The following is a 21,872-nucleotide window of genomic DNA, read 5'->3' on the forward strand; positions in this document are numbered from 1 at the left end:
AGAATTTCGAAATAGAACGGAGATAACTTATGACTGTGGTAGCGGTGGTTGGACTGGGTTATGTAGGTTTACCCCTCGCAGTAGAGTTTGGAAAGAAACGGCAAACCATCGGGTATGATCTTTCCCGCAGCAAAGTCGAGAGTTACCGGCGTGGCGTGGACCCCACTGGAGAAGTCTCGGTCTCAGACATGCGCGCAGCCGGCCATTTGCATGTGACCAATGATCCATCCGAGCTGAACCGGGCTGATTTTATTGTGATCGCGGTTCCGACCCCGGTAGATGCCGCCCATCAACCGGACTTTGCCGCTCTTACCGGAGCGAGCGAATCCGTCGGGAAGCACATGAAACGAGGCGCAATCGTTATCTATGAATCCACCGTTTATCCTGGAGCAACCGAGGAAATCTGCATTCCGGTGCTGGAGAAATTTTCAGGCATGAAATGGAAAAACGACTTCCATGTCGGGTTTTCGCCTGAACGCATCAATCCCGGTGATAAGCAGCATACCCTCACCACCATTCTGAAAGTGGTTTCGGGAGATGACGAAGGCACGCTGGAGAAAATTGCCGCACTTTATGAAGAGATCATTTCCGCGGGGGTGCACCGCGCATCCAGCATCAAAGTTGCAGAGGCAGCGAAGGTGATAGAAAACACGCAGCGGGATCTGAACATTGCCTTGATGAACGAGCTGGCGATTATCTTTGACCGCCTCAAGATTGATACGCTGGAAGTTCTCCAGGCTGCCGGCACGAAGTGGAATTTTCTGCCCTTTCGCCCCGGCCTGGTGGGGGGGCATTGCATCGGAGTGGACCCCTATTATCTTACGCACAAGGCCGAGATGGTCGGCTACATCCCCCAGGTTATTCTGGCGGGCCGGCGGATCAACGACAGCATGGCAAAATTTATAGCGGAACAGACCATCAAGCAGATTATCAAGGCCGATATCAGCGTCAAGGGTGCCCGAGTCAACGTCCTCGGGCTCTCTTTCAAGGAAAACTGCCCGGATTTGAGAAATTCCAAGGTGGCCGACTTGATAAGCGAACTGAAATCCTACGGAATCGAGATTCATGTCCATGATCCTGTAGCCAGTCCCGAAGAAGCACGCCATGAATACGGAGTCGAACTGGAGGCATGGGATGATTTGCCCCGTGCCGACGCGTTGATCGTCGCGGTTTCGCATCGTGAATTCGTTACGAGGCCTTTGACCGATTTTTACAATAAAATAGCCCCCAATGGTTGTTTTATCGATGTCAAATGCCAGTTTGATCCTGTGGCGCTGCGCGACTCGGGGCTCAACCTCTGGCGGCTTTGAGGAAGAACAGTCAAGGATGACGCATTATCAAAAGGTCCGGGAGCATCTGGAAAATCATCAGTACCGGTGGCTGGTTACAGGAGTCGCGGGCTTCATCGGGAGCAATCTGCTGGAAGCATTGCTACGGCTAGGGCAGAAAGTAGTGGGGCTGGACAACTTTTCTACCGGTCATCGGCACAATCTTGCTCAAGTCAAGGCGTTGTCGGGTGAAGAGGCTTGGTCCAACTTCTACTTTATCGAAGGCGATATTCGTGTGCTGGACACATGCAGAGATGTCTGCAAAGGCATTGATTTCATACTCCACGAGGCTGCGCTTGGATCCGTACCCAGATCGATAGACGATCCCATTCGTACGAACGAGAACAATATATCGGGTTATCTGAACATGCTGGTTGCATCTCGGGACGCCAATGTGAAGCGGTTTGTATACGCCGCTTCCAGTTCCACATATGGCGATCATCCCGGCCTGCCGAAAACCGAGTCCGTAATTGGCCAGCCTCTTTCCCCATACGCTGTCACCAAGTATGTAAATGAACTCTATGCTGACGTATTTGCGCGCTGCTATGGCGTCCAGTCCATAGGGTTACGTTATTTCAATGTCTTCGGGCCGAGGCAGGACCCTAATGGAGCCTATGCGGCTGTAATACCGCAGTGGATCGTGGCACTTATACGGAACCAGGTTCTGCGCATCAATGGGGATGGAGAAACGAGCCGGGATTTCTGCTTCGTCGAGAACGTGGTTCAGGCCAATTTGCTGGCTGCCCTGGTGAAGGATTCGGGGGCGGTTAACCAGGTCTATAACGTAGCCTTGAATGAGCGCACCAGTCTCAATCAGCTCTATCAAATGATGCAGGCGCTACTTATGGAAAAGTTTCCGCACGCACGTGACCACCGGCCCGAATATGGGGATTTCCGGAAGGGAGACGTACGGCACTCCCAGGCTGATATTTCCAAAGCGCGAAAGATGTTGGGATTCGAACCCACTCACCGGCTCCGTCAGGGTCTGGAGCAATCGATGGGCTGGTATATCAGCCACCTTGCCTCAAGATAAAGGCGCAAGTAATGCCTTATGAAAAGGGACTGAAAAGTGCCGGTTGCCGCCTTGTCGGAAACCTACTCCTCCCATTTTCCGGCCTGCATCAACTGATTCTTGAGCCCGGGCAGCGGGAAACCCAGCTCGTAGGCTTTCTTCGCGTAGCTCCTTGCTTCCTCGTAGTTTTTTCGTTGCATGTACAGCAACCCGAGATTGTAATTAATGGTGGCGTTCTCGGGATCGAGGTTTACTGCTTCCTTTAACTGTTCCGTAGCTTTATCAGTTTTCCCGGTTTTTAGCAGGTGGCTCCCGTATATCATTCGCACAACGGCATCATTGGGCTTGAATCGTATAGCCCGGTCGAAAAAGCATTCGACCGAATATTTCGCACCGGTGGGTTTTAAGGTCTTGTCTCGTAGCGAAAGTTTTGACATTGCCGCCAACGCGCGGTGATGGTTGGGGAACATCATCAGCGTGTAGCTCAAATCACTGCCAACCGTTCCGGAAGATCCTCTATTCAAATGCTCCACCTCAGAAGTGAAGTGAAACTGCTCGACGGTTGCCAGGAGTTGTTTGTCCGCACTGTTCGTGTAATCCCCTCCCTTCAGTGCAAAGTCTCCGCAATGGGGAGCGGAAAGTAGATCTGTCGTAGTGGATAGTGCCAATACCAACATGGTTGCGCGAATCGCAGTTTTCATGATGACTCCTTTGCGCGGAGGAATACTTCAGTTGGAATGGGAAGCTGCGTTATTCCAGTCAATCCTCAAACCTTCGTCAAGCATTACAGATCGCGCGGTTGCTCTCATTTTCCGTTGACACCTGTTCGAGGAAAGCGTCGCCTGTAGCCTACCACGATTGGAGCCATCCATTGGTCCAGTTGACCACCTGATTCTTCCATTCCCGGCGGGAGAAGGTATGATTGGCTTCAGGTAAGTCGCGGCGTGATACATTCGGGGAGGCTAGCAACCGCTGCCATTCCGCCGAATCCTTCACCAGACCGGAGAACTCCTGCGCGGTAAGATCATTGCCGCTGAGGATGAGAAGTGTTTTTCCGTTGAAACGGCTGAGTCCGGCCAGCATGCGTTCGGGCAGGGAAACAACAGTCGTGGACGGTGCACCATTATTCGCATTCCCCGTCATTATTTTCTCTCTTTTTTCCTTCAGCACCGACCCGACGGTTCGGGCAAATGACCGGAAGGCTTTGCTATAGCTGAAGTTCCCTTGCCGTATTTTGATCCAGAGTTCAGGCTGAAAGATACGCGTCCGGTAGTAGTGTTTCAGATAGACCTTGGCGGCGCCCTGATCTGTTCTTATCCAGGGGTTCAACAATACCAGGCCGGCCACGCGTTCATCCCGATGCGCATAGAAGAGCGCCGCGGACGCTGCATCGCATAATCCCCAGATCACCAACTGGTTGATCCCAGATACTTCGTTCAAGAAGGCATCGATTGCACAACGGATATCTTCCTCGACGTCCTCGAAAGTTCGGGGCGCTCCTTCGCTATCTCCCATTCCGCGGCAATCAAAGCGCATGACCGGTGTGCCGCTGGCAGCCAGATGACGGGCAAGCAAGGTGAACTGGCGGTGGCTCCCTACGCGGTATTGCGGCCCTCCCACTACAATCACCACCCCCTTCGAGGGAATATGCTGCGGCAGGTGGAGTATTCCATATAACCGTGATCCCTGGCATTCGAAGATCAGGGCGCGTTCTTCGCTATTCATCATCTCCGGCTATATGCCTCCGTTGTGGCTGCTATCAACTGGGAACATTCGGAAATTTCCTGAGTTGCCCAAAATGGCAGGCAGGTTACAAGATGCATATGAACATCGATGTCTTGCTCCCCCCAAGCATCTACCGTCTTCTTTGTGGAAGGCGGCAGGGCGCGTCCTTCCTCAGCCACCATTTCAAACCAGTGAATGCAGGTTCCCTTTACTGCCAGATCAGCGGCTTTCAAGCCATCGATAGTCGCGGCAAGCTCGGGGTCGAGTTCGTATCCTGCTACTTCCAATGTTTTTCCCTCGGCCAGCGCACTCCGCAGAACACTGGTACTGCCTTTTTTTTCCTGGTCTCCCGCCAGCATTTCGTTCGCCAATTGCAGTCGCAAAAACTGCGTAACAAAGGATTCTCCGCTGGTAACCGGTTGCCACAGGATGATCCCATGAATTCCAGGTGGCGAGCTTTTAGCGAAATCTAGGGCAAGCAACGCGCCGAGACGCAGACCCCAAAGGCTAATGGGAGCCTTGGCCCTATCCTCAATCCACTCTTTCGCTGCTAGCAGATCCTGTTTCCAGATATCCCAGCGTGCCTCCCGGAATTCTCCACTGCTGTCCCCGCAACCGAACAGATCGATTTGCAGGACGCCGAATCCTGCAGTAGCAAATGCTCTTGCCTGCATGGCAGCCATGCGGCGGGATTTATTCATTTCATCACCAAAAGGATGAATATAAATCAATGCACCGCGGCATCTGTCAGTAGATCGAGGATGATGATAAAGGCAGAATCGTGTACCATGATCTGTCTTCAAAAAGAAGGGTTCAGCCGGAATTCTAGCGAAAGGCTCTTTCATCCAGCCAGTTTTTGCTCAACAAAGTGGGTTAGGCTGCCGAGGGTTTCGAAAGTCTGGGCACTGATCTCGTCATCATCCACCGCGATGCCGAAGTGATCTTCGAGCGCGGTGATTACGTTGACCACAGCCATTGAGTCTAATTCGGGAATATTTCCCAGCAAAACAGAATCCTCCTTGAGCTGGTTTTTTCGCTCGCCGAGGCTCAGCACATCGGACAAGATATTCCTCACTTCTTCAAGATGCTGCATAATTGCTCCATGGTTGGTTTATTTTGCAGAACAGATCACATTTTACCGAGCTCTTGAGTATCCAGCCTGAATTCAGGAAAGGAGCCCGGGTATGATGAAAGATGGAAATAAGGAGAAATGGAGGCGAGCGTGATTTGCCATCGCCCCGCATAAAAAAAAATGGCACTGCCCAGGGATAGGGTCCCAAGGTGCGCGTGGGCGTTGAGCGAGCCCGTGTTAAAAGCTGAAATCCGGCTACATGACCATAAAATACCATGACTCATCAAGAAGCTGTTTGCCTCATCCCAGAGGCGGAGAAAGGTGAATCCCAGGCGCGAGGCTGGTTCGACATACACGTCGAAATCCCATGCCGCGCGCTCCTTGGGCAAGGGCGTATATCGGGCCCGCACTTCATCTTCCTGATAGCTCCCTAGCAATATCCACAGGAATCCTACGAATTGACCTTCCTTGAACGCTACCAGGCATTTTGCTCCTTGCCTGAATCTTTCCCTGATCGCTTCGGCCGGTCTCGGAAATTGCCCGATGACCTCGTCCTGTTCATCGATGAGCCTGATTTCGATTTTCTTGCCTCGTCCTGATGGAAGTAAGGCCCCTGAAGGCACCGGCTGGGCAATCAAGTGATATCGATATAAGCGCCAGGAACCCCTGGACAAGGTGACGATAATTTTGTTGAGCACAAAAAGACCGAGATTGAACCATCCCCACTGTTGCAGCATTTGAGAAAGCGCGTTTTTTCGCTTTGTTATTGCAATCATCGCACTCCTGAATATATTTTAGTGACTAACCTTTCAGCATAACTGCCATTTTCGTTATCATGGTAAAAAATGGGGAAAACATTTTAACAGACTAAGTAGGGAGAACAGTCTGCAGAATAGCGGTGATTTTTCGCGTTTATTCAAGGACTCATGCCATTCTGCTTGAGGGTCGCCGATCAGTCGCCGAGCAAATGAGCTAATTGATCTGTCGAAAAATATTACAATGACCCATACATCGCTTTCGTTTTATTCTCTTAATACATTGTTTCTAAAGTTTTCAAACCGACAGGAATGAAACTTGCTTCATTTTTTCCAGGTTTTTATGTGAAAAGCGGTTAAAGAAGCATTGAACAAATCCTCGCTTAGCGCATTGCTGTATAAAATCGAAATAATCATAAGTGCGCGACGCGGATCCCAGCTGGACTACGATATCAGGAAGCGCAGCGTAAAGGCTCTCCGGAGCGCAGCCCGAGGGGACTTTGCGAAAATCGGGCAGCGGCGGGGGTGTCAGACCGCGCAAATTATTGCTGGGGCTCAGGCATCCGCTATGTGGTTGCATCTTCCTTCGGAAGGCACTGCTCAGCCCTACGCGGTCCCGCGTGATTTTATTGCAGCCCGTATGGGATGGGGCTTTGCGGGTGGTCTTGTCAGGCTCCTTGCGAAAGGGATCAACCATTCGCGTCATCGCCTTTCGCGCATCCCATCCCGCAAAGTCATTGTCGCGCCAGTGAGGATTTGTTCAGCGCTTCCTTAAGAGATTTTGACTAAAGAAAATCTGTTAAATTTTTTCGGTATAGACTTGAATGATAAGGAGTTCATGAATTGATAAAGCTCAATAGGCGGCAGATTTTTAAGCCTTCCTCCCGGGGAAGCAGGATTCGATCGAAGCGTCTCGTACTTGTTTCTGCCTTCCTGACTTCCTTTTCGGGATATGCAGAAATGGCGCATGCGGAAACCTCGTTCGAGCGCTTGTCCGCACTGCTCGATGCGACGCCGGCAGGCGGGTGGGTCAAGGCGAGCACTAATTATTTTTCCGATGCGTGGCCAACTGGCGCCGATGCGGTGCCGAGTGGTTTTCCCGCCGGGGTCGTCCGCGCCTGGAGCTCTTTCGCCTGGGATACGTCACAAGGAAACCTGATGCTCTGGGGCGGCGGACACGCCAACTACGCGGGCAACGAGATGTATGTATGGGATGGCGCTACCGGTGCCTGGGGTCGGGGCTCGTTGCCAAGCAAAGTCGATCTTTCAACAGGGTTTACCATTGGCGGCAGCGCTCCACCTTCATCTCACACTTACGACAATAATATATACCTCCCTATCAACAACATGTTCCTTACGTTTGGAGGCGCAGCAATCAAAACAGGGAGTATTTTCGAGACACCACAAGGACGCGTGGGACCATTCATGTGGGATCCGCTCAAGGCAGATTCGGCCAAGCTGGGAGGCAGCACTGATTCCGGATGGAACACTGCCAACCCTCCGCAAAACGGCGATATGTGGATAGACCGGCATGGGAGCTTCACCGGGACCGAACCTCAATCCTACATCAACGGCACTACAGCCTATCGCGCCGAGAATGGGCATGACGTCGTGTACTTTACCGCGGACCAGAATGCATCCGGGTTTCCCTCCCTATATCGCTATACAGTGGGGGATGTAAGGAATGGCGGCACGGATACGTTTGAGAAGGTAGGTTTGTCGATGAATAGCGCCGGGTTTCAGGCAGCGGCAACAATTGACACGTTGCATGGCCTTTACATAAAGACGGCTGCAGTGACAGGACCTTATACATCAGACCTGACTATCTGGGATCTTGACAAAGCCAATGCTGCCAACCCCGCGAGCAACCTGGATATCGGGATCAATCTCGTCAAAGCCGACGGTACGGACTTCACCATGAATTCATTCTACGGGATCGATTATGATCCAAGCCTGAATGCGATATTTTTGTGGGATGGGAGCGGGAACGGCGGCACCGTTTGGGAGGCCGAGGTTCTTGCCGACGCCAATGGCAAAATCGGGTCCAATACCACGTGGACAGTACATGAGCTAACGAGCTCAACCCTGGATCATCCACACGGCAGTTTCGCGACGGGTGTGCTTGGCAAGTGGCACTACGATTCCGCGCTCGGGGCATTTATCGCTCTGGATGAGGCTACTCATGTGAGTGGCGGCACCTGGGATGCTTCCGTATGGCTTTATAAGCCGGAACTCGTGGTAGCAGTTCCCGAGCCGGAAACCTATGTCATGCTGTTAGCCGGTTTGGGCCTGATGGGTGCAATGATTCGCCGTAGAAGGAACTATAGTAATCTTCGTTGCGCGCAGCCGGACAGTATTGTTTCGAAGGATTGAACCACGCCGGGAAGTCGCGCAAATGCTGGATTTATGATAACGTTACGCGGAACTTTGGGTAATATAACATATATAGTATAGCAAGTTGACGGTATCCTGGACACACGAGCCGGCGGGTGAAAAGCGCGGGCAATATGCTTGTTGCATGTCGAGCTTATTTATTGGGGACGATGGATGTTAGAGAACTCAGCACGGGATGATGTTGTTGTCGGGTCATCCAACCGTGCGTTCGGTCTGGTTTTTGCGGTTGTCTTTCTTCTCATTGCACTTTTTCTGCTGCTATCGGGGCGGGGCTTCTGGGTGCCGGCTATTGTTTTTTCAGTCGCTTTTGGCCTTGCTGCATTGGCCGTGCCTGAGAAGTTGGCACCGCTTAACCGGTTATGGACGCGATTTGGGCTGGCATTGCACAAAATAACCAGTCCGATCATTCTCGGTATCTTGTTTTTCCTGGTGATCACTCCCATGGGTGTGATCATGCGCGCCCTACGTAAAGATGGTCCATTGAAGATGACGAAGGATTATCAATGTCGAACCTACTGGATCGAACGAACTCCACCCGGGCCGCGCCCTGATAGTTTTACCAATCAGTTTTGACGGAAATATCTATGAGCCTGATCAGAGAACTGTGGCGTTTCATGCGTGTTCGCAAGAAATTCTGGATGTTGCCTATCCTGTTTTCAATGTTCATCTTGGGTGGCCTCATTGTTCTTGCCAAGGGATCGGCCATCGCACCGTTCATCTACACGCTTTTTTGAGCAGGAAGCCGGCTCACATGCGCGTTCTTGGAATTTCCGCCTTTTATCATGATAGTGCGGCTGCTCTCATTGAGGACGGAGGCATCGTCGCTGCGGCACAGGAAGAGCGGTTCACCAGGAAAAAGCACGATGCAGCGTTTCCGGATAACGCGGTCGAGTACTGTCTGAGTGCTGCAGGCGCCTCCCTCGACAATATAGACTACGTTTGCTTTTACGACAAACCGCTGCTCAAGTTCGAGCGTCTGCTCGAAACCTATCTTGCCTTTGCACCGCGCGGATTCAGTTCCTTCCGCATGGCGATGCCCCTGTGGTTGCGGGAGAAGCTATTTCTCAAGGATCTACTAGTCAAGTCGCTCCATACTTTCAGTAGCAGAAAATTCAACGAGGAGCGGCTGCTCTTTTCGGAGCACCACCTCAGCCATGCAGCGAGCGCTTTTTTTCCGTCGCCGTTCGAGGAAGCTGCGGTGCTGACCATGGATGGCGTCGGAGAGTGGGCGACGACTTCGCTCAGTTGGGGCAAGGGTAATACCCTCGAAGTACAACGGGAAATGCATTTTCCGCATTCGCTCGGGCTGCTTTATTCCGCGTTCACCTACTATACGGGCTTTAAAGTGAATTCGGGCGAGTATAAGGTCATGGGTCTCGCGCCGTATGGCGAGCCGAAGTATGCTGCCCTCATTCTTGACCACCTGGTGGACTTGAAACCCGACGGCAGTTTCCGGTTGAATCTCGACTACTTCGACTACTGCACCGGCCTGACCATGACCAATAGCCGCTTTGACCAGTTATTTAGCGGACCGCGACGCGCGCCCGAGTCGCCGCTCACTCAGCGGGAGATGGATCTGGCTGCATCAGTCCAGGCGGTGACCGAGGAGGTGGTGCTACGCTTGACCCGCGCGATCAAGAGCGAGACCGGGGCGAAAAACCTGTGCCTGGCGGGCGGCGTCGCTCTCAACTGCGTTGCCAATGGCAAGGTGCTGCGGGACCGTCAGTTCGAAAATATCTGGATTCAGCCTGCATCAGGTGATGCAGGCGGTGCGCTGGGTGCGGCGTTCGTCGCTTATCACCTGTACAAGAACCAAGGGCGCCAGGTCAGCGCCGACTCGCGCGATATCATGAAAGGCTCTTACCTGGGGCCGAGCTTCTCTCAACAGGAGTGCGAGCAGCGCCTCAGGGCAGCGGATGCCAGGTTCGAGGTGCTGAGCGAAGAGGCTATGATTCGTGCTTGCACGCAGGCGCTCGCTGAAGGCAAGGCTCTTGGCTGGTTCCAGGGTAGAATGGAGTTTGGGCCTCGCGCCTTGGGTGGCCGCTCGATTCTCGGCGATGCACGCTCATCGGCAATGCAATCGGTTCTGAATCTCAAGGTGAAATATCGTGAGTCTTTCCGGCCTTTTGCGCCCTCTGTATTGCGCGAACATGTTTCAGACTGGTTCGAGCTCGAATCGGACAGTCCCTACATGTTGCTGGTTGCCGATGTCGTCGAGCGCCGCCGGAAGGCGATGACACCAGAGCAACAGGAATTGTTTGGAATCGCGAAACTTAACGTCCCGCGCTCTGACATCCCCGCGGTCACACACGTCGATTACTCGGCGCGGATTCAGACGGTGCATGAGGAGACCAATCCGAAATACTACAACCTGATTTCAGATTTTTACGCGATGACCGGTTGTCCCCTCATCGTCAATACGAGCTTCAATGTCCGGGGCGAGCCGATCGTTGGTACACCGGAGGACGCATTTCGTTGCTTCATGGGAACAGAACTCGATGTGCTCGCAGTGGGCAATTGCTTTCTCAAGAAGGAAGATCAGAATCCGGCGCTCAAGCAGAATTATGAGCAGGCATTTGATCTCGACTGATCTGGAAAAGCCAGGCTGGAGCCCGTGTCGGTTCTATGAATGATTGCGAGGGGCATTATTTGAGTAGTGCCCCGGACAAAGCGCATCGGAAAGAGAACTATGCAAAACGCAAACCAGCCCAGCCAGGACGTACTATCGTCCCGCACCAAGTGGATTTCTTTGGTTGCATTGACCGTTATTGCACTAGTGGTGGTTTTGCTGTTCGCGGAATTGACAATCCGGATCAGGCAGGCGGCAAAATATGGTTCGGTTACGGCGGTAGAAGAATTTTATACCCTTGACCCCCAAAGTGGTCTTCGTATACCGCGCGCTGGCCTTTCTGATGGTCATATTTCGATCAATAGCCTTGGTTTTCGGGGCCCGGAGATCGCAGCGGAAAAACCTACTGGGACTGTTCGCCTCGCTTTCCTTGGCGCATCGACGACAATAAGCCATGAGGTCTCCGGCAACGAGTTTGTCTGGCCGCATCTCGCCACTGCTTCGTTGTCCCAGGCATTTCCAAAGGCTCGCTTCGACTATGTCAATGGAGGTGTCTCGGGCTACACGGTAAATTCCTCGCTCAAGAACCTGGAATACCGTATTGCCCCCCTCCGGCCCGATGTCATCATCATTTACCATGCCACCAACGATATGTCGGGCGAATTGCGTGAGCTGGCACTCGCGCAGGGGCTGATTGCTGAAGGAGGGTTCCAGGAGTTCTCATGGCCGGGGCGTTACTCGGTGCTATGGAATCTGGTCGAGAAAAACCTTCGGGTCATGGCCGCAGAACGCATTGCCTTGGAAAATCGTGACAGACTTGTTTTCGACCCCTCCAGGCTGGGCGCTGAATTTCGCGCCAATCTTGTCAAGCTTGTGCATTCGGCGCAAAAACAAGCAAAAGTCGTAGCAATCGCGACTTTTTCGACACATCTCAGGAAAGGTCAAACGCAGGAGCAGCAGCAGCGTGCCATGGCTTCAGCCATCTTTTATATGCCATTCATGACCTTTGAAGGGTTGCTTGCCTCCTATGAGAGATACAACCAGATTATCGGGGAGGTCGCCAGGGGGACTGGGGCGCTACTTATCGAAGGTGAGAACGATATCCCTGGTACCCCTGCCTACTTCACGGATTCGGTCCACTTCAACGATGAGGGCAGCAAAGCAATGGCTGACCGTGTCAGCCGGGCTCTTGCAACAAATCCCGCATTTCGGAAGATCCTCGCTCCTGTTATGCTGAAACAGGATGATCTGTGAAAGCATGTTCTCCCCGCTGGGCGAATGCTGCAGCCCGCTCCCTGAATTTCCTCCTCCCCTCCATGCGTGTACAAATGCATGCCGATTGCCATTCCGGTATCCCTGCCGTTCTTCTGTCCCGTTTGTGCCGATTCGCCCCCCAGCGCATCTGTGATCTCGCTTCCAGCACTTGATCGAGCACCGCCTCCACCAGCTCGATAACCTATCCTGACCGCTCAATAACCCTGGCAACAATTCCCGTCATAAACTAACATCATAATCAGCCGTCGCTTTCCTCCTCAGTAATGATCAACGTCTCGATAACGTCATCTTGCAGAACCAAAGCAGCGGCTATCTACACTTCTCATTTTTGATGGAAGATCGTTGTTACTGACAAAACTGACCGTCTTCAGAAAGAAGCCGGAAAAATGCCGCAACGGTTATAGGCAGACAGATGAGAATGAAGATGAAGGAATTGAAAAGCATATCCAGGCCGGCGCCGGCATGAGGTGGTTCGAGCAGCTTGGCATTATAAAATATCTGGATGATCCCCGTAATCGCCCTTTGGTACAGTTATCCCAAGGGCGCTACTGGTATAAATTAACGGAGTTTTCCGAATTCTATTTTCCAGAGTACCATGATCGCAGCAAACCGCTTGACTGCAACGGATGGCTCAGCCAGATGGCGATCGTCCAATGAGACGACATGAAGCGCATCCTGCACATTCTTGACCATTCCATTCCGCTTCATAGTGGCTATACATTTCGGACTCTTGCGATCCTGCGGGAGCAGCGCGCCAGGGGATGGGAAACATTCCATCTGACCGGCTCCAAGCAGGAAAATTGCAACGTCCTGCAGGAGGACGTCCAGGGGTGGCATTTTTTTCGTACTCCCGTTTCCTCGGGGTTGATGTCCAGATTGCCGGTCTTGAATCAGGTAGCGGTCATCAGTCAATTAACGGAGCGTCTCACGGATGTCGCGAAAATGATCAAGCCGGACATCCTGCATGCGCATTCTCCCGTCCTGAATGCCCTGCCTGCATTGCGGGTGGGGCGTCGCCTCGGCATTCCAGTCGTATATGAGGTCAGGGCATTCTGGGAAGACGCCGCGGTGGATCACGGAACGAACCGTGAATGGGGCGTTCGTTATCGCCTCACTCGAAACCTGGAAAGCTACGCGCTGAGGCGGGTCGATGCCATCACCACGATTTGCGAAGGGCTTAGAAGTGATATTCTCGCAAGAGGCATCCCGGTAGAAAAGGTGACTGTCATTCCCAATGCGGTCAATCTCGAGGATTTTGGTATGAATAACTCTGCAGACCTGGAATTCGCCCAATATCTCGGGGTGAGCGGCAAATTGCTGCTTGGATTCATCGGATCGTTTTACGCCTATGAAGGATTGGTCATCTTACTGCACGCATTGCCCAGGATGTTGAAACAAAATCCGGATATTCGCGTACTGCTGGTCGGAGGAGGTCCGCAGGAAAAAGAACTGAAAGACCTGGCAACGCGGTTGGGGTTGGAAGACAAGGTCATTTTTACCGGCAGGGTTCCTCACGAGCAGGTGCAGCGCTATTACAATTTGATCGATATTCTCGTTTATCCAAGATTAAAAATGAGACTCACTGATCTCGTCACCCCCCTCAAGCCGCTAGAGGCGATGGCGCAGGGCAGGCTGGTAGCGGCGTCGAACGTGGGCGGCCACCTTGAGCTCATACAGGACGGAAAAACCGGCATTCTTTTCAAGGCCGGCGATCCGGACGCCCTGGCGGATAAAGTCATTGAATTCATATCACGGCAGGAGTCGTGGCCTGGCTTGCGTACAGCCGCCCGCAGTTTCGTCGAAACACAACGCAGCTGGCCTGCGAGCGTGGCTCGATACGAAAAAATCTATGGATCTCTTGCCGACGGAAGGCAATTGCGTTGAAGACCGATGGCTTGCGCATCGGGTTGGTCGGCCCTCTGCCCCCGCCTTCCGGAGGAATGGCGAATCAGACCTTACAACTGGCGAGGCTCCTGAGGGAGGAGGATGCTGTCGTAGAGGTGATTCAGGTGAACCGCCCTTACTGGCCCCTGTGGGCCGGCAAGCTCAAGGGGATAAGGGCCGTGTTTCGTCTGCTGCCCTATCTGGTTCACCTTTGGCGCACTGCAGATGAGGTCCGCTTATTTCATGTAATGGCCAATTCCGGATGGTCCTGGCATCTTTTTGCTGCCCCGGCAATCTGGGTAGGCCGGATAAAAGGACTGCCGGTCGTCATCAATTACCGCGGAGGAGAAGCCGACGCATTTTTGAATAAGGCATTTTCATGGATAAAGCCGAGTTTGAGCCGTGCCGATGCTATCATCGTTCCTTCCGCATTTCTTGAATCCGTGTTTGGAAAACGAGGGTTCTCGACCATTATCGTCCCGAATATCATCGACCTCAGCCGCTTTAGTGCACAACCACGCACTCCTGCTTTTCCAGAAAGAGACTGCCCGCACCTGATCGTCACCCGCAACCTGGAAGCCATATATGACAATGCAACGGCATTGCACGCATTTGCCATTGCCCGGCGCAGCTTTCCTACGGCAAGGCTTACCGTGGCAGGGTCCGGTCCGGAGCGGCAGGCGCTGGAGCAACTCGCCTCAGAGCTTGGGATCGCGGATGCGGTTACCTTTACCGGCCGCCTGGACAATGAGGGCATGGCTTCCCTGTATCACAGTGCTGATGCCATGATCAACCCGAGCCTTGCTGACAATATGCCGATCTCCATCCTGGAAGCGCTGGCAAGCGGCGTTCCGGTTGTCAGCACCGATGTGGGCGGGATACCCTACCTGGTGGAACATGGTAAAACTGCCCTGCTTGTTCCCGTGCAGAATCCACAGGCTATGGCCGATGCCATTGTTTCATTACTCGGCGATTCCGGCAGAGCCGACAAGCTCAGGCAGGCTGGCCTTGAAGCTGCGCGGCAGTATGCATGGGCGAACGTTCGTGAGCGCCTGTTGGGCGTTTATCAGGATGTGCTGGCGAAATCCTGCCGTGCCATGGTTGCCAGCAAGTGAAGGTTCATGGGCTGAGAGAGGGCGACTGGTATACGGCACTCATAGCCAGCCTCCTTTTTCCCCTGCAAGAGCATCTTAAACATCACGATAGCGTAGCGGTGCGCAAGCAACTAGAAGTCACGCAGTGGTGGCATCCCACGCATTTGGAGGAATTGCAGCTATCCAGGTTGAGGCAATTGCTTATGCATGCGGCAGCGCATGTCCCTTATTACCGGGAGCTGTTCCAGGCCAAGGGGCTCAAGCCTGGCGAGGTGGGAACCCTTACCGATCTTGCGTGCCTGCCGCTTCTGGACAAATCCCTCATTCGCGCCCATACGGACATGCTCAAGTCAGAGCAGGCCCGCGGCCTTGCCCGTTTCAATACCGGCGGTTCAAGCGGCGAGCCGCTGATCTTCTATATCGGCAAGGAACGGGTGAGTCATGATGTGGCTGCCAAATGGCGGGCTACGCGCTGGTGGGATGTGGACATCGGCGATAGGGAAATCGTCGTCTGGGGCTCGCCGATCGAACTTGGCGCGCAGGATGGCCTTCGCGCTCTTCGAGACCGGCTTCTCAGAACCAGGCTGCTTCCGGCCTTCGAAATGTCAGAGAAAAAACTCGATGGGTTCCTGGACGAGATGTGCGCCGTGCGTCCAAAGATGCTTTTTGGATACCCTTCCGCGTTGTCCCATATCGCCCGTCACGCTGTGGCAAGAAGACGCCGTATGGACGATCTCGGGATCAGGGTCGCGTTTGTGACCTCGGAACGGCTCTACGATGAACAGCGCGCGCAGATTAGCAAGACATTCGGATGCCCTGTCGCCAATGGCTATGGCGGCAGGGACGCAGGTTTTATCGCTCATGAATGCCCTGCCGGCAGCATGCACATCACTGCGGAAGACATCATTGTCGAGGTCGTGGACGCGCAAGGCCTGCCCTTGCCTGAGGGTGAAGCCGGAGAAATCGTCGTTACGCATCTGGCCACGAAGGATTTTCCTTTCATACGCTATCGCACTGGCGATATTGGCGTTCTCGATGGCAAGCTTTGCAGTTGCGGAAGAGGGCTTCCCATACTCAAGGAAATTCAGGGCCGCAGCACCGATTTCCTGGTTGCTCAGGATGGCAAAGTCATACATGGCCTTGCCCTGATCTATGTCCTGCGCGACCTGCCGTGGGTATCCCAATTCAAGATCATCCAGGAAAACCTGGATCTCACCCGGGTCCTCATTGTTGCAAACGTCAGGCTGGAGCCGCAAGACGCGGAGAATATCAAAGTGGCGTTCAGGTCACGACTGGGTCAGGCTGTTTGCGTCGTGGTTGAGCAGGTAAACGAGATCCCTCCAGAAAAATCAGGGAAATTCCGGTATGTGGTAAGCAAGGTGGCAGCACACTGATTTAGCCTCTCGCACGGCGAGCGTACTGCAGCAAAATGCATATCGCACTCGGCAGGTGCCACCTAGATCATAATCATTGCTTTTTCAATTTTCATGGCAAACCACCCATTGTCCGGGTTGCGGCTATTGGCTTTCCGGGAAGTTTCGCACACCTTCCTTCGGAAACACATCCATGGATAAGCAGCAAGCCCATACTGAAACCATACAGAAAATCCTTTCGGGCGCGCGCTGGGCGGTCGTCCTGCGGTTGATCGGGCAGGCCATTAGCTGGGTAAGCACCATTATCGTAGTGCGTTTCATCAGCCCGGAGGATTACGGGCTCAACGCCATGCTTGAAGCGCCTGCCGAGCTACTTTTACTGCTGAGCACGCTTGGCCTCGATCTTGCGCTGGTACGCGCCAAGACGGTAACAGAGGGAGAACTGCGCAGTGTTTTCGGTTGGCTGCTGGTCATCAACAGCATCCTGTTTCTGGTTTATTTCTTTGGTGCGACACTCATAGCGGCTTATTTCAACGAGCCCCGCCTCGAATTGCTGGGCAGGGTTCTGGCTTTCGTATTTTTGTTGACACCTTTCAGGGCGGTGCCCAACGCGCTTCTGGATCGAGAATTGAAATTCAAGTTGAGGGCGTTTGTCGAGTTGATCGCCAATGTCAGCGCATCCATCGCCACGCTCACGCTCGCTATCTGGGGAGCAGGGGTATGGGCTCTGGTCTTGGGGGTAATGATCAACCGCATCCTTCTTACGACGCTCTTGATGATTCTGCAACCATGGATCATCGTTCCCTCTCTGAGTTTTTCGGCAGTGCGCGGAATGATGACGCTGGGCGGGGTCATGTTCTTGTGGATTTCGCTGGTTCTCATCGCTGACAAGCTCGCTATCCTGATTGCGGGACCCATCCTTGGGGCAGAGCTGCTGGGCATCTTCGAAGTTACGTTCCAGTTCGCTCTGTTGCCGCTGGTCAAAGTCATGCCCGTAATCAACCCCATCATGTTTCCGGCATTTTCCAAATTCCAGGATCAGCGTCACCTGGCAACGCATTATCTGGAAAAATCTCTTGGCCTTGTGGCGCTCGGCCTGTTTCCGGTCATGCTTGGCACCGCGAGCATTGCCCAGGAATTCGTTGCCACTGTGCTGGGTGAGAAATGGCTGCCTGTTGCCACGCCTCTTGCGCTGCTATCCGTTGCAATGCCATTCAGGATGACGACATCTTTCCTCAGGCCAGTGCTGAACAGCATGGGACGTCCGGATTTATCGTTGCGATCGGTGATCGTGGCGTTGTTTGTGTTGCTGCCTCTTGTCACCATCGGCTCGAATCAGGGGGTGATCGGACTTGTCGCAGCCATTGCAACGACCGAATTAATCGTTGCATTCGCCACGATCCTTCTGGCCAGGGCGGCGCTGGATATTACCTTGGCGAAAATCGGAAAAAGCATTCGTCCAGCTATTGTTTCTTCATCCGTCATGGTGCTATGCGTCCTGGCTGTCAAATTCGCGTTCGGCCACCAAAGCGGCCTGGTCTGGCTGCTTCTTGAAATCGCAGTCGGCGCTGCGGTTTACTATCTGATGTTGCGAGTTTTCTACGAAAAATTACTGGAGGATGCAATAGGTCTGTTTCTGGGCAGGCGCAAAAGCTAGTATTTAAACACATAACTAACGAAACATTTGCTATGCTGTCGCATACTTATCCTGTGACGAGGAGTTGGCCATGCGACAGACTGAATTGCATCTTACCGACGAGGATCGCGAATTGATTGAGTCGTACCGCGCGAGCGGTTTGCACCACGCCCGGGAAGTCAATCGGGCACACGTCTTGTTCGCTCTGGACAAGGGCATACCGGAAGTCCAGATCATGGCGGTTCTCGGCATCGGTCGTACCGCCATCTGGAGAACACGGGCGGCATATCTGGAAGGCGGCGCGGCGCATGCGTTGCATGACCTCCCGCGCCCCGGCAAACCTCGACGGTACGATACGGACATCGAAGCCAGGATTTCCGCCCTGGCCTGCTCGCAACTGCCGGCCGGCGCCAAGCGCTGGACGCTTGAATTGCTGGAGCAGGCCGCGCAAGCGCAGGCGGGGATTGGCCCCATCAGCCGCGAGACCATCCGCCGGCTGCTAAAAAAAACTGCATCAAGCCGTGGCGCAAGCTGATGTGGTGTATCGGTACACTGACGCAGGAGTATCGGCAACGCATGTACGATCTGCTCGACCTCTATGCTCACCCGTTGCGGCCGGACGAACCTGTCGTCTGTGTGGACGAGAAGAGCAAACAGTTGCTCCAGGATTCTCGTGCGCCTTTGCCGATGCGCCTCGGAACACCCGTGCGGCTGGATTATGAATACGTGCGTGCCGGTACGTGCAACCTGTTCGTGGCCGTGGAACCCAAGGGTGGTCAGCGAACCGTCAAAGTCACCGGCCACCGCACCAAAGCCGACTTCGTGACCTTCGTCCAGTACTTGCTCCAGCAGGCCTATGCCAAGGCGCAGCGCGTCCACTTGGTGCTGGACAACCTTAATACCCATTTCCGCAAGGGCTTCGAGGAGGTGCTCGGCGTCAAGGAAGCCCGCGCGCTGCTGCGTCGAGCCGTATTCCACTACACGCCGAAACATGCCAGTTGGCTCAACATGGCTGAAATCGAAATCGGCATCCTGGATCGCCAGTGTCTGAATCGGCGTCTGCCGGATCGAACCACGCTCGCCACCGAAGTCGATGCCTGGCAGCGGCGTCGCAATGCCGAACACCGTTGCATCGAATGGTCGTTTACCCGGCAGGATGCGGACAGGAAAATGGCGCGGCATTATGTTTCTTAATTAACATGTTTAAATACTAGTATTATCGGGAAGATGGGAGGTTTCTGTGCCAGATATCATAACCGTGAACGGCATGAGTACGCCTGAAGCGCTCATCCTTCAGCAATAGCTCAAGTTCAGGCTGCTGATTGCTTCCATGAGTCACAACAGTGGCAACACTTAGCGAATTCAGGGCGGCGCGAACGGTTGGGCCGGATTCGGCGGTGCCTGAGACGAAACCGTGAAGCAATTGCCTGGCCGCAGAGTCTTCCTCGCCCATTGCGGGCGCCAGGAATCCTATATAAAGGCTGCGGGCGTTTACCAGAACCGGATGGGTTTCGAACATTGCTACAATGCCTGAAATTTCATCCGGTGCCAGCAATCGGCCTGTGTTGCCTTCCATTGCCGATATTGCTGTTTGTGCGACTTCATAATCGTCCGGAGAGATTTTTTTCGCGGCGAAATCCCAGCGTATGTCATTATCCTGGCGCAAGGTATGAAAGGGAATGGATACGGCAAGCAGGAACAAAACCACGGTACCGAGCATCGCTGGGAAAATACGCCTTGTTGCTTTTTCCCTCACATACTCTATTACCAGGCAAAATCCAGCCGCTGTGGCCACCAAAAGAGGAAACGACCACATTACTCGCCAATATACTGGCGGCGTGGTCACAAACCGGGAAATCAGGGGAGAAAGCAAGGGATTCAGATAGATGGCAAGGAGCAGCAGCATGGGGATGGCGAGCCTTAGCCGCAGCAGCTTGTCCCCAGCCAGGATGGGGCCAGCCAGGAGCAAGACCGCGACGAAATAGTGTTGGCGCCATCCCAATACCGATTTCCACACAGTCGCCGGCAATTCAGTTTCGAATTGCGATAGCGAAGCTCCGCCCTGCGAACTCAACATGACAGCGATGAGGTAAGGCAGCGCGATCGAAAGCGTGGCGACAACATACCAGAATTTTCTTTTTGGCTGCTGGTTCAGGAGGATGTAGTTGGAAAGCAGGGCGCCCGCGCCGGCCATCGGTGCAGCCAGGATGGAGAAATTAGAAAGCCCGATCGCCGTAATCTGGGCGCAAGCAAGCAGAAACGCGTCTGCGGAAGTTCCCCGAGGAGAAAGGTAGCGGGCGGTAAGGTAGAAAATGGCAGGCAGGATCGCGGAAAGGTAAATCGCCTTGCCTTGAAACATCCGCACAAACGTAAAGTTGGCGGGGGCACGATGCGCCTCACCCAGAACGAGAATCAGAACAAGAGTGGTTGCGCCGAGTAAAAGCCATCGGCGTGGCATCAGCTCCTGGGAATAAAGGAAAATACATAGCACCGTGAGTACAGCGCCGAAGGGAGGGACAATACGGTAAACCGCATCCATGGCGGGTACGCTGAGAAGATGCGCCAATGCCGCACCAAATAATTCAAATGTTGCAAAACGATAGCTGGGAAAAATGAGTGGCCAGCTTCGTTCGACATGCATGGGATCAAACGCAAGCAGCGGCTCGTGTGGATGCCCCGCGGCAAAAGCAGTCACCGCCACATAAAATGTATCATCCAGGTCGCTGCGCGACACGGCAAGAGTAAGCAGCACTGCTCCGGCGCAAGCAAGTGCCACAACGGCACGTTCGTATGGGCGAAGGGGGATATCCCTGGGGGAAGGCAAAGTTACAAGAGGACCGCGTTTCGAGACATAGTAGGATAGAACCAGAAGCGAACTAAACCAGAAGGCCAGCCAAGAGACGTACGCAATGAGCGGCACCATGCACAGCCAAAAAAGCACAGGGACCGGTGGCTGGCTGACCGGAATCACCGCAGCGCTGCTGATTTCATTTCCGGATGAGGCATTCTTGGAATTCGAAAGCGCCAGCCGAAAATACAGGAAACCTGCAATGCACATGACAATTGGCGCCAATACGATCAGGTTGCTGAGCGATAGGCCCAGCAATACGGCGAGCTGAGTGGAAACGGTCCACCCGGCGAATAGAACCAGTACTGCGGCAATCAGATTATGCACGGTGCGGCTTGTAGAGTAACGATCACGACAGTCAATGGATCAAGGCGGTGACTTCCCGATGTTGCACTGAGACGCTGCATTCAACTACAACCTCTTATGGAACGGTATTTATATGTTGTTTTATATGCTGAGAGCAGCTATATCACGCGGTGAAGCATTGGCACGGGTCTTCTGAACACTGCAGGTTGTCCATGCGGCCAGGATACGGTGGATGCGGTCAAACTTCCGAGCCTACCGACACCCAGATACCGGCCACGATAATAACGCCTCCAATGATGGTAGTTGGTTTTAATTGTTCATTGAAGAACCACCAGCTCAGTATGGGAACCGCAACAAAGCTCAATGCCATAAAAGGATAGGCGACCGTCAGTGCGATATTCCGCAGAAGATGGATCCACATGAGTGTTGCCCCGCCATAAACGAGAAATGCTATTCCCATGACGAGAAGAACCCGCAGGTGAAGCCAGTTATCCAGTTGCTCTATTTCCAGGGCCGCACGCTTGAACAGGATTTGCCCCATGCAGATCGCGGAGACACAGAGCAGCGTGAGCAGCAGTTGCGAGAAGGACATGAGGGTTTG

General features: G+C 53.6%; 21 protein-coding genes. 14 read left to right on the top strand and 7 right to left on the bottom strand.

Features of this window, described 5'->3' with window-relative positions:
* Positions 1-29 precede the first annotated feature (29 nt).
* A complete protein-coding gene (locus ACZ5CE_RS01455) occupies positions 30-1,310 on the top strand; it encodes a nucleotide sugar dehydrogenase (RefSeq protein WP_464575984.1) in 1,281 nt (426 codons plus the stop codon).
* 16 nt (positions 1,311-1,326) lie between these two features.
* A complete protein-coding gene (locus ACZ5CE_RS01460) occupies positions 1,327-2,361 on the top strand; it encodes an SDR family oxidoreductase (RefSeq protein ID WP_464575985.1) in 1,035 nt (344 codons plus the stop codon).
* A gap of 62 nt (positions 2,362-2,423) precedes the next feature.
* Here the strand turns inward: ACZ5CE_RS01460 and ACZ5CE_RS01465 are convergent, their stop codons facing one another.
* The 5 genes from ACZ5CE_RS01465 to ACZ5CE_RS01485 all read right to left on the bottom strand — a co-directional run bounded on the left by ACZ5CE_RS01465 (position 2,424) and on the right by ACZ5CE_RS01485 (position 5,913).
* Positions 2,424-3,041: a tetratricopeptide repeat protein gene (locus ACZ5CE_RS01465; protein ID WP_464575986.1), complete on the bottom strand. Its 618-nt coding sequence runs from the start codon at positions 3,039-3,041 to the stop codon at positions 2,424-2,426.
* 148 nt (positions 3,042-3,189) lie between these two features.
* Positions 3,190-4,068: a hydrolase 1, exosortase A system-associated gene (locus tag ACZ5CE_RS01470; protein WP_464575987.1), complete on the bottom strand. Its 879-nt coding sequence runs from the start codon at positions 4,066-4,068 to the stop codon at positions 3,190-3,192.
* Positions 4,065-4,910 carry a hydrolase 2, exosortase A system-associated gene (locus tag ACZ5CE_RS01475; protein WP_464575988.1) on the bottom strand — a complete coding sequence of 282 codons (846 nt, stop codon included), beginning with the start codon at positions 4,908-4,910 and terminating at the stop codon, positions 4,065-4,067. Before ACZ5CE_RS01475 ends, ACZ5CE_RS01470 begins: the two co-directional genes overlap by 4 nt.
* Positions 4,907-5,158 (bottom strand): acyl carrier protein, encoded by a 252-nt coding sequence (locus ACZ5CE_RS01480; protein ID WP_464575989.1) that lies wholly within the window; start codon positions 5,156-5,158, stop codon positions 4,907-4,909. The genes ACZ5CE_RS01475 and ACZ5CE_RS01480 overlap by 4 nt, the downstream gene beginning before the upstream one ends.
* 35 nt (positions 5,159-5,193) lie before the next feature.
* Positions 5,194-5,913, bottom strand: a complete 720-nt coding sequence (locus ACZ5CE_RS01485; RefSeq protein WP_464575990.1) for an N-acetyltransferase family protein — start codon at positions 5,911-5,913, stop codon at positions 5,194-5,196.
* A 939-nt stretch (positions 5,914-6,852) separates the two neighbouring features.
* On the opposite strand from ACZ5CE_RS01485, the gene ACZ5CE_RS01490 reads away from it, so the two are divergent.
* The 12 genes from ACZ5CE_RS01490 to ACZ5CE_RS01545 all read left to right on the top strand — a co-directional run bounded on the left by ACZ5CE_RS01490 (position 6,853) and on the right by ACZ5CE_RS01545 (position 19,311).
* Complete coding sequence (locus tag ACZ5CE_RS01490; RefSeq protein ID WP_464575991.1) at positions 6,853-8,265, top strand: PEP-CTERM sorting domain-containing protein; 1,413 nt, start codon at positions 6,853-6,855, stop codon at positions 8,263-8,265.
* Between the two features lie 174 nt (positions 8,266-8,439).
* Positions 8,440-8,859, top strand: coding sequence for an SxtJ family membrane protein (locus ACZ5CE_RS01495; protein ID WP_464575993.1), 420 nt, complete (start codon positions 8,440-8,442; stop codon positions 8,857-8,859).
* Positions 8,860-8,870: 11 nt separating this feature from the next.
* Positions 8,871-9,020, top strand: coding sequence for a DUF5989 family protein (locus ACZ5CE_RS01500; RefSeq protein ID WP_464575995.1), 150 nt, complete (start codon positions 8,871-8,873; stop codon positions 9,018-9,020).
* A 17-nt stretch (positions 9,021-9,037) separates the two neighbouring features.
* Positions 9,038-10,876 carry a carbamoyltransferase family protein gene (locus ACZ5CE_RS01505; RefSeq protein WP_464575997.1) on the top strand — a complete coding sequence of 613 codons (1,839 nt, stop codon included), beginning with the start codon at positions 9,038-9,040 and terminating at the stop codon, positions 10,874-10,876.
* Positions 10,877-10,975: 99 nt separating this feature from the next.
* Positions 10,976-12,109, top strand: a complete 1,134-nt coding sequence (locus ACZ5CE_RS01510) for an SGNH/GDSL hydrolase family protein (protein ID WP_464575998.1) — start codon at positions 10,976-10,978, stop codon at positions 12,107-12,109.
* Positions 12,110-12,472: 363 nt separating this feature from the next.
* Positions 12,473-12,787: a hypothetical protein gene (locus ACZ5CE_RS01515; protein ID WP_464575999.1), complete on the top strand. Its 315-nt coding sequence runs from the start codon at positions 12,473-12,475 to the stop codon at positions 12,785-12,787.
* A gap of 6 nt (positions 12,788-12,793) precedes the next feature.
* Complete coding sequence (locus tag ACZ5CE_RS01520; protein WP_464576000.1) at positions 12,794-14,014, top strand: TIGR04063 family PEP-CTERM/XrtA system glycosyltransferase; 1,221 nt, start codon at positions 12,794-12,796, stop codon at positions 14,012-14,014.
* The gene (locus ACZ5CE_RS01525) at positions 14,011-15,129 is read left to right on the top strand and encodes a glycosyltransferase family 4 protein (protein ID WP_464576001.1); all 1,119 of its coding nucleotides are present in this window, start codon (positions 14,011-14,013) and stop codon (positions 15,127-15,129) included. The genes ACZ5CE_RS01520 and ACZ5CE_RS01525 overlap by 4 nt, the downstream gene beginning before the upstream one ends.
* The gene (locus ACZ5CE_RS01530; protein ID WP_464576002.1) at positions 15,126-16,502 is read left to right on the top strand and encodes a phenylacetate--CoA ligase family protein; all 1,377 of its coding nucleotides are present in this window, start codon (positions 15,126-15,128) and stop codon (positions 16,500-16,502) included. The genes ACZ5CE_RS01525 and ACZ5CE_RS01530 overlap by 4 nt, the downstream gene beginning before the upstream one ends.
* Positions 16,503-16,674: 172 nt before the next feature.
* On the top strand, positions 16,675-18,138 hold the full coding sequence (locus ACZ5CE_RS01535) for a lipopolysaccharide biosynthesis protein (protein ID WP_464576003.1): 1,464 nt from the start codon (positions 16,675-16,677) through the stop codon (positions 18,136-18,138).
* A gap of 70 nt (positions 18,139-18,208) precedes the next feature.
* Positions 18,209-18,652 (top strand): helix-turn-helix domain-containing protein, encoded by a 444-nt coding sequence (locus ACZ5CE_RS01540; RefSeq protein WP_464576004.1) that lies wholly within the window; start codon positions 18,209-18,211, stop codon positions 18,650-18,652.
* The gene (locus tag ACZ5CE_RS01545; protein WP_464576005.1) at positions 18,652-19,311 is read left to right on the top strand and encodes an IS630 family transposase; all 660 of its coding nucleotides are present in this window, start codon (positions 18,652-18,654) and stop codon (positions 19,309-19,311) included. The genes ACZ5CE_RS01540 and ACZ5CE_RS01545 overlap by 1 nt, the downstream gene beginning before the upstream one ends.
* Positions 19,312-19,333: 22 nt before the next feature.
* Here ACZ5CE_RS01545 and ACZ5CE_RS01550 read toward each other — a convergent pair whose 3' ends face one another.
* The gene (locus ACZ5CE_RS01550) at positions 19,334-21,292 is read right to left on the bottom strand and encodes a DUF6077 domain-containing protein (RefSeq protein ID WP_464576006.1); all 1,959 of its coding nucleotides are present in this window, start codon (positions 21,290-21,292) and stop codon (positions 19,334-19,336) included.
* A 217-nt stretch (positions 21,293-21,509) separates the two neighbouring features.
* Positions 21,510-21,863 carry an EamA family transporter gene (locus tag ACZ5CE_RS01555; protein WP_464576008.1) on the bottom strand — a complete coding sequence of 118 codons (354 nt, stop codon included), beginning with the start codon at positions 21,861-21,863 and terminating at the stop codon, positions 21,510-21,512.
* Between the last annotated feature and the right edge of the window lie 9 nt (positions 21,864-21,872).

The organism is Nitrosospira sp. TNL200, assembly GCF_055386305.1.

Bases quoted from the DNA above. Each gene is read 5' to 3' on its own strand.
- ACZ5CE_RS01495 (WP_464575993.1), top strand. From the start codon at position 8,440: ATGTTAGAGAACTCAGCACGGGATGATGTTGTTGTCGGGTCATCCAAC.
- ACZ5CE_RS01490 (WP_464575991.1), top strand. From the start codon at position 6,853: ATGGCGCATGCGGAAACCTCGTTCGAGCGCTTGTCCGCACTGCTCGAT.
- ACZ5CE_RS01480 (WP_464575989.1), bottom strand. From the start codon at position 5,158: ATGCAGCATCTTGAAGAAGTGAGGAATATCTTGTCCGATGTGCTGAGC.
- ACZ5CE_RS01505 (WP_464575997.1), top strand. From the start codon at position 9,038: ATGCGCGTTCTTGGAATTTCCGCCTTTTATCATGATAGTGCGGCTGCT.
- ACZ5CE_RS01510 (WP_464575998.1), top strand. From the start codon at position 10,976: ATGCAAAACGCAAACCAGCCCAGCCAGGACGTACTATCGTCCCGCACC.
- ACZ5CE_RS01535 (WP_464576003.1), top strand. From the start codon at position 16,675: ATGGATAAGCAGCAAGCCCATACTGAAACCATACAGAAAATCCTTTCG.
- ACZ5CE_RS01465 (WP_464575986.1), bottom strand. From the start codon at position 3,041: ATGAAAACTGCGATTCGCGCAACCATGTTGGTATTGGCACTATCCACT.
- ACZ5CE_RS01470 (WP_464575987.1), bottom strand. From the start codon at position 4,068: ATGATGAATAGCGAAGAACGCGCCCTGATCTTCGAATGCCAGGGATCA.
- ACZ5CE_RS01540 (WP_464576004.1), top strand. From the start codon at position 18,209: ATGCGACAGACTGAATTGCATCTTACCGACGAGGATCGCGAATTGATT.
- ACZ5CE_RS01545 (WP_464576005.1), top strand. From the start codon at position 18,652: ATGTGGTGTATCGGTACACTGACGCAGGAGTATCGGCAACGCATGTAC.
- ACZ5CE_RS01500 (WP_464575995.1), top strand. From the start codon at position 8,871: ATGAGCCTGATCAGAGAACTGTGGCGTTTCATGCGTGTTCGCAAGAAA.
- ACZ5CE_RS01475 (WP_464575988.1), bottom strand. From the start codon at position 4,910: ATGAAAGAGCCTTTCGCTAGAATTCCGGCTGAACCCTTCTTTTTGAAG.
- ACZ5CE_RS01520 (WP_464576000.1), top strand. From the start codon at position 12,794: ATGAAGCGCATCCTGCACATTCTTGACCATTCCATTCCGCTTCATAGT.
- ACZ5CE_RS01455 (WP_464575984.1), top strand. From the start codon at position 30: ATGACTGTGGTAGCGGTGGTTGGACTGGGTTATGTAGGTTTACCCCTC.
- ACZ5CE_RS01460 (WP_464575985.1), top strand. From the start codon at position 1,327: ATGACGCATTATCAAAAGGTCCGGGAGCATCTGGAAAATCATCAGTAC.
- ACZ5CE_RS01555 (WP_464576008.1), bottom strand. From the start codon at position 21,863: ATGTCCTTCTCGCAACTGCTGCTCACGCTGCTCTGTGTCTCCGCGATC.
- ACZ5CE_RS01485 (WP_464575990.1), bottom strand. From the start codon at position 5,913: ATGATTGCAATAACAAAGCGAAAAAACGCGCTTTCTCAAATGCTGCAA.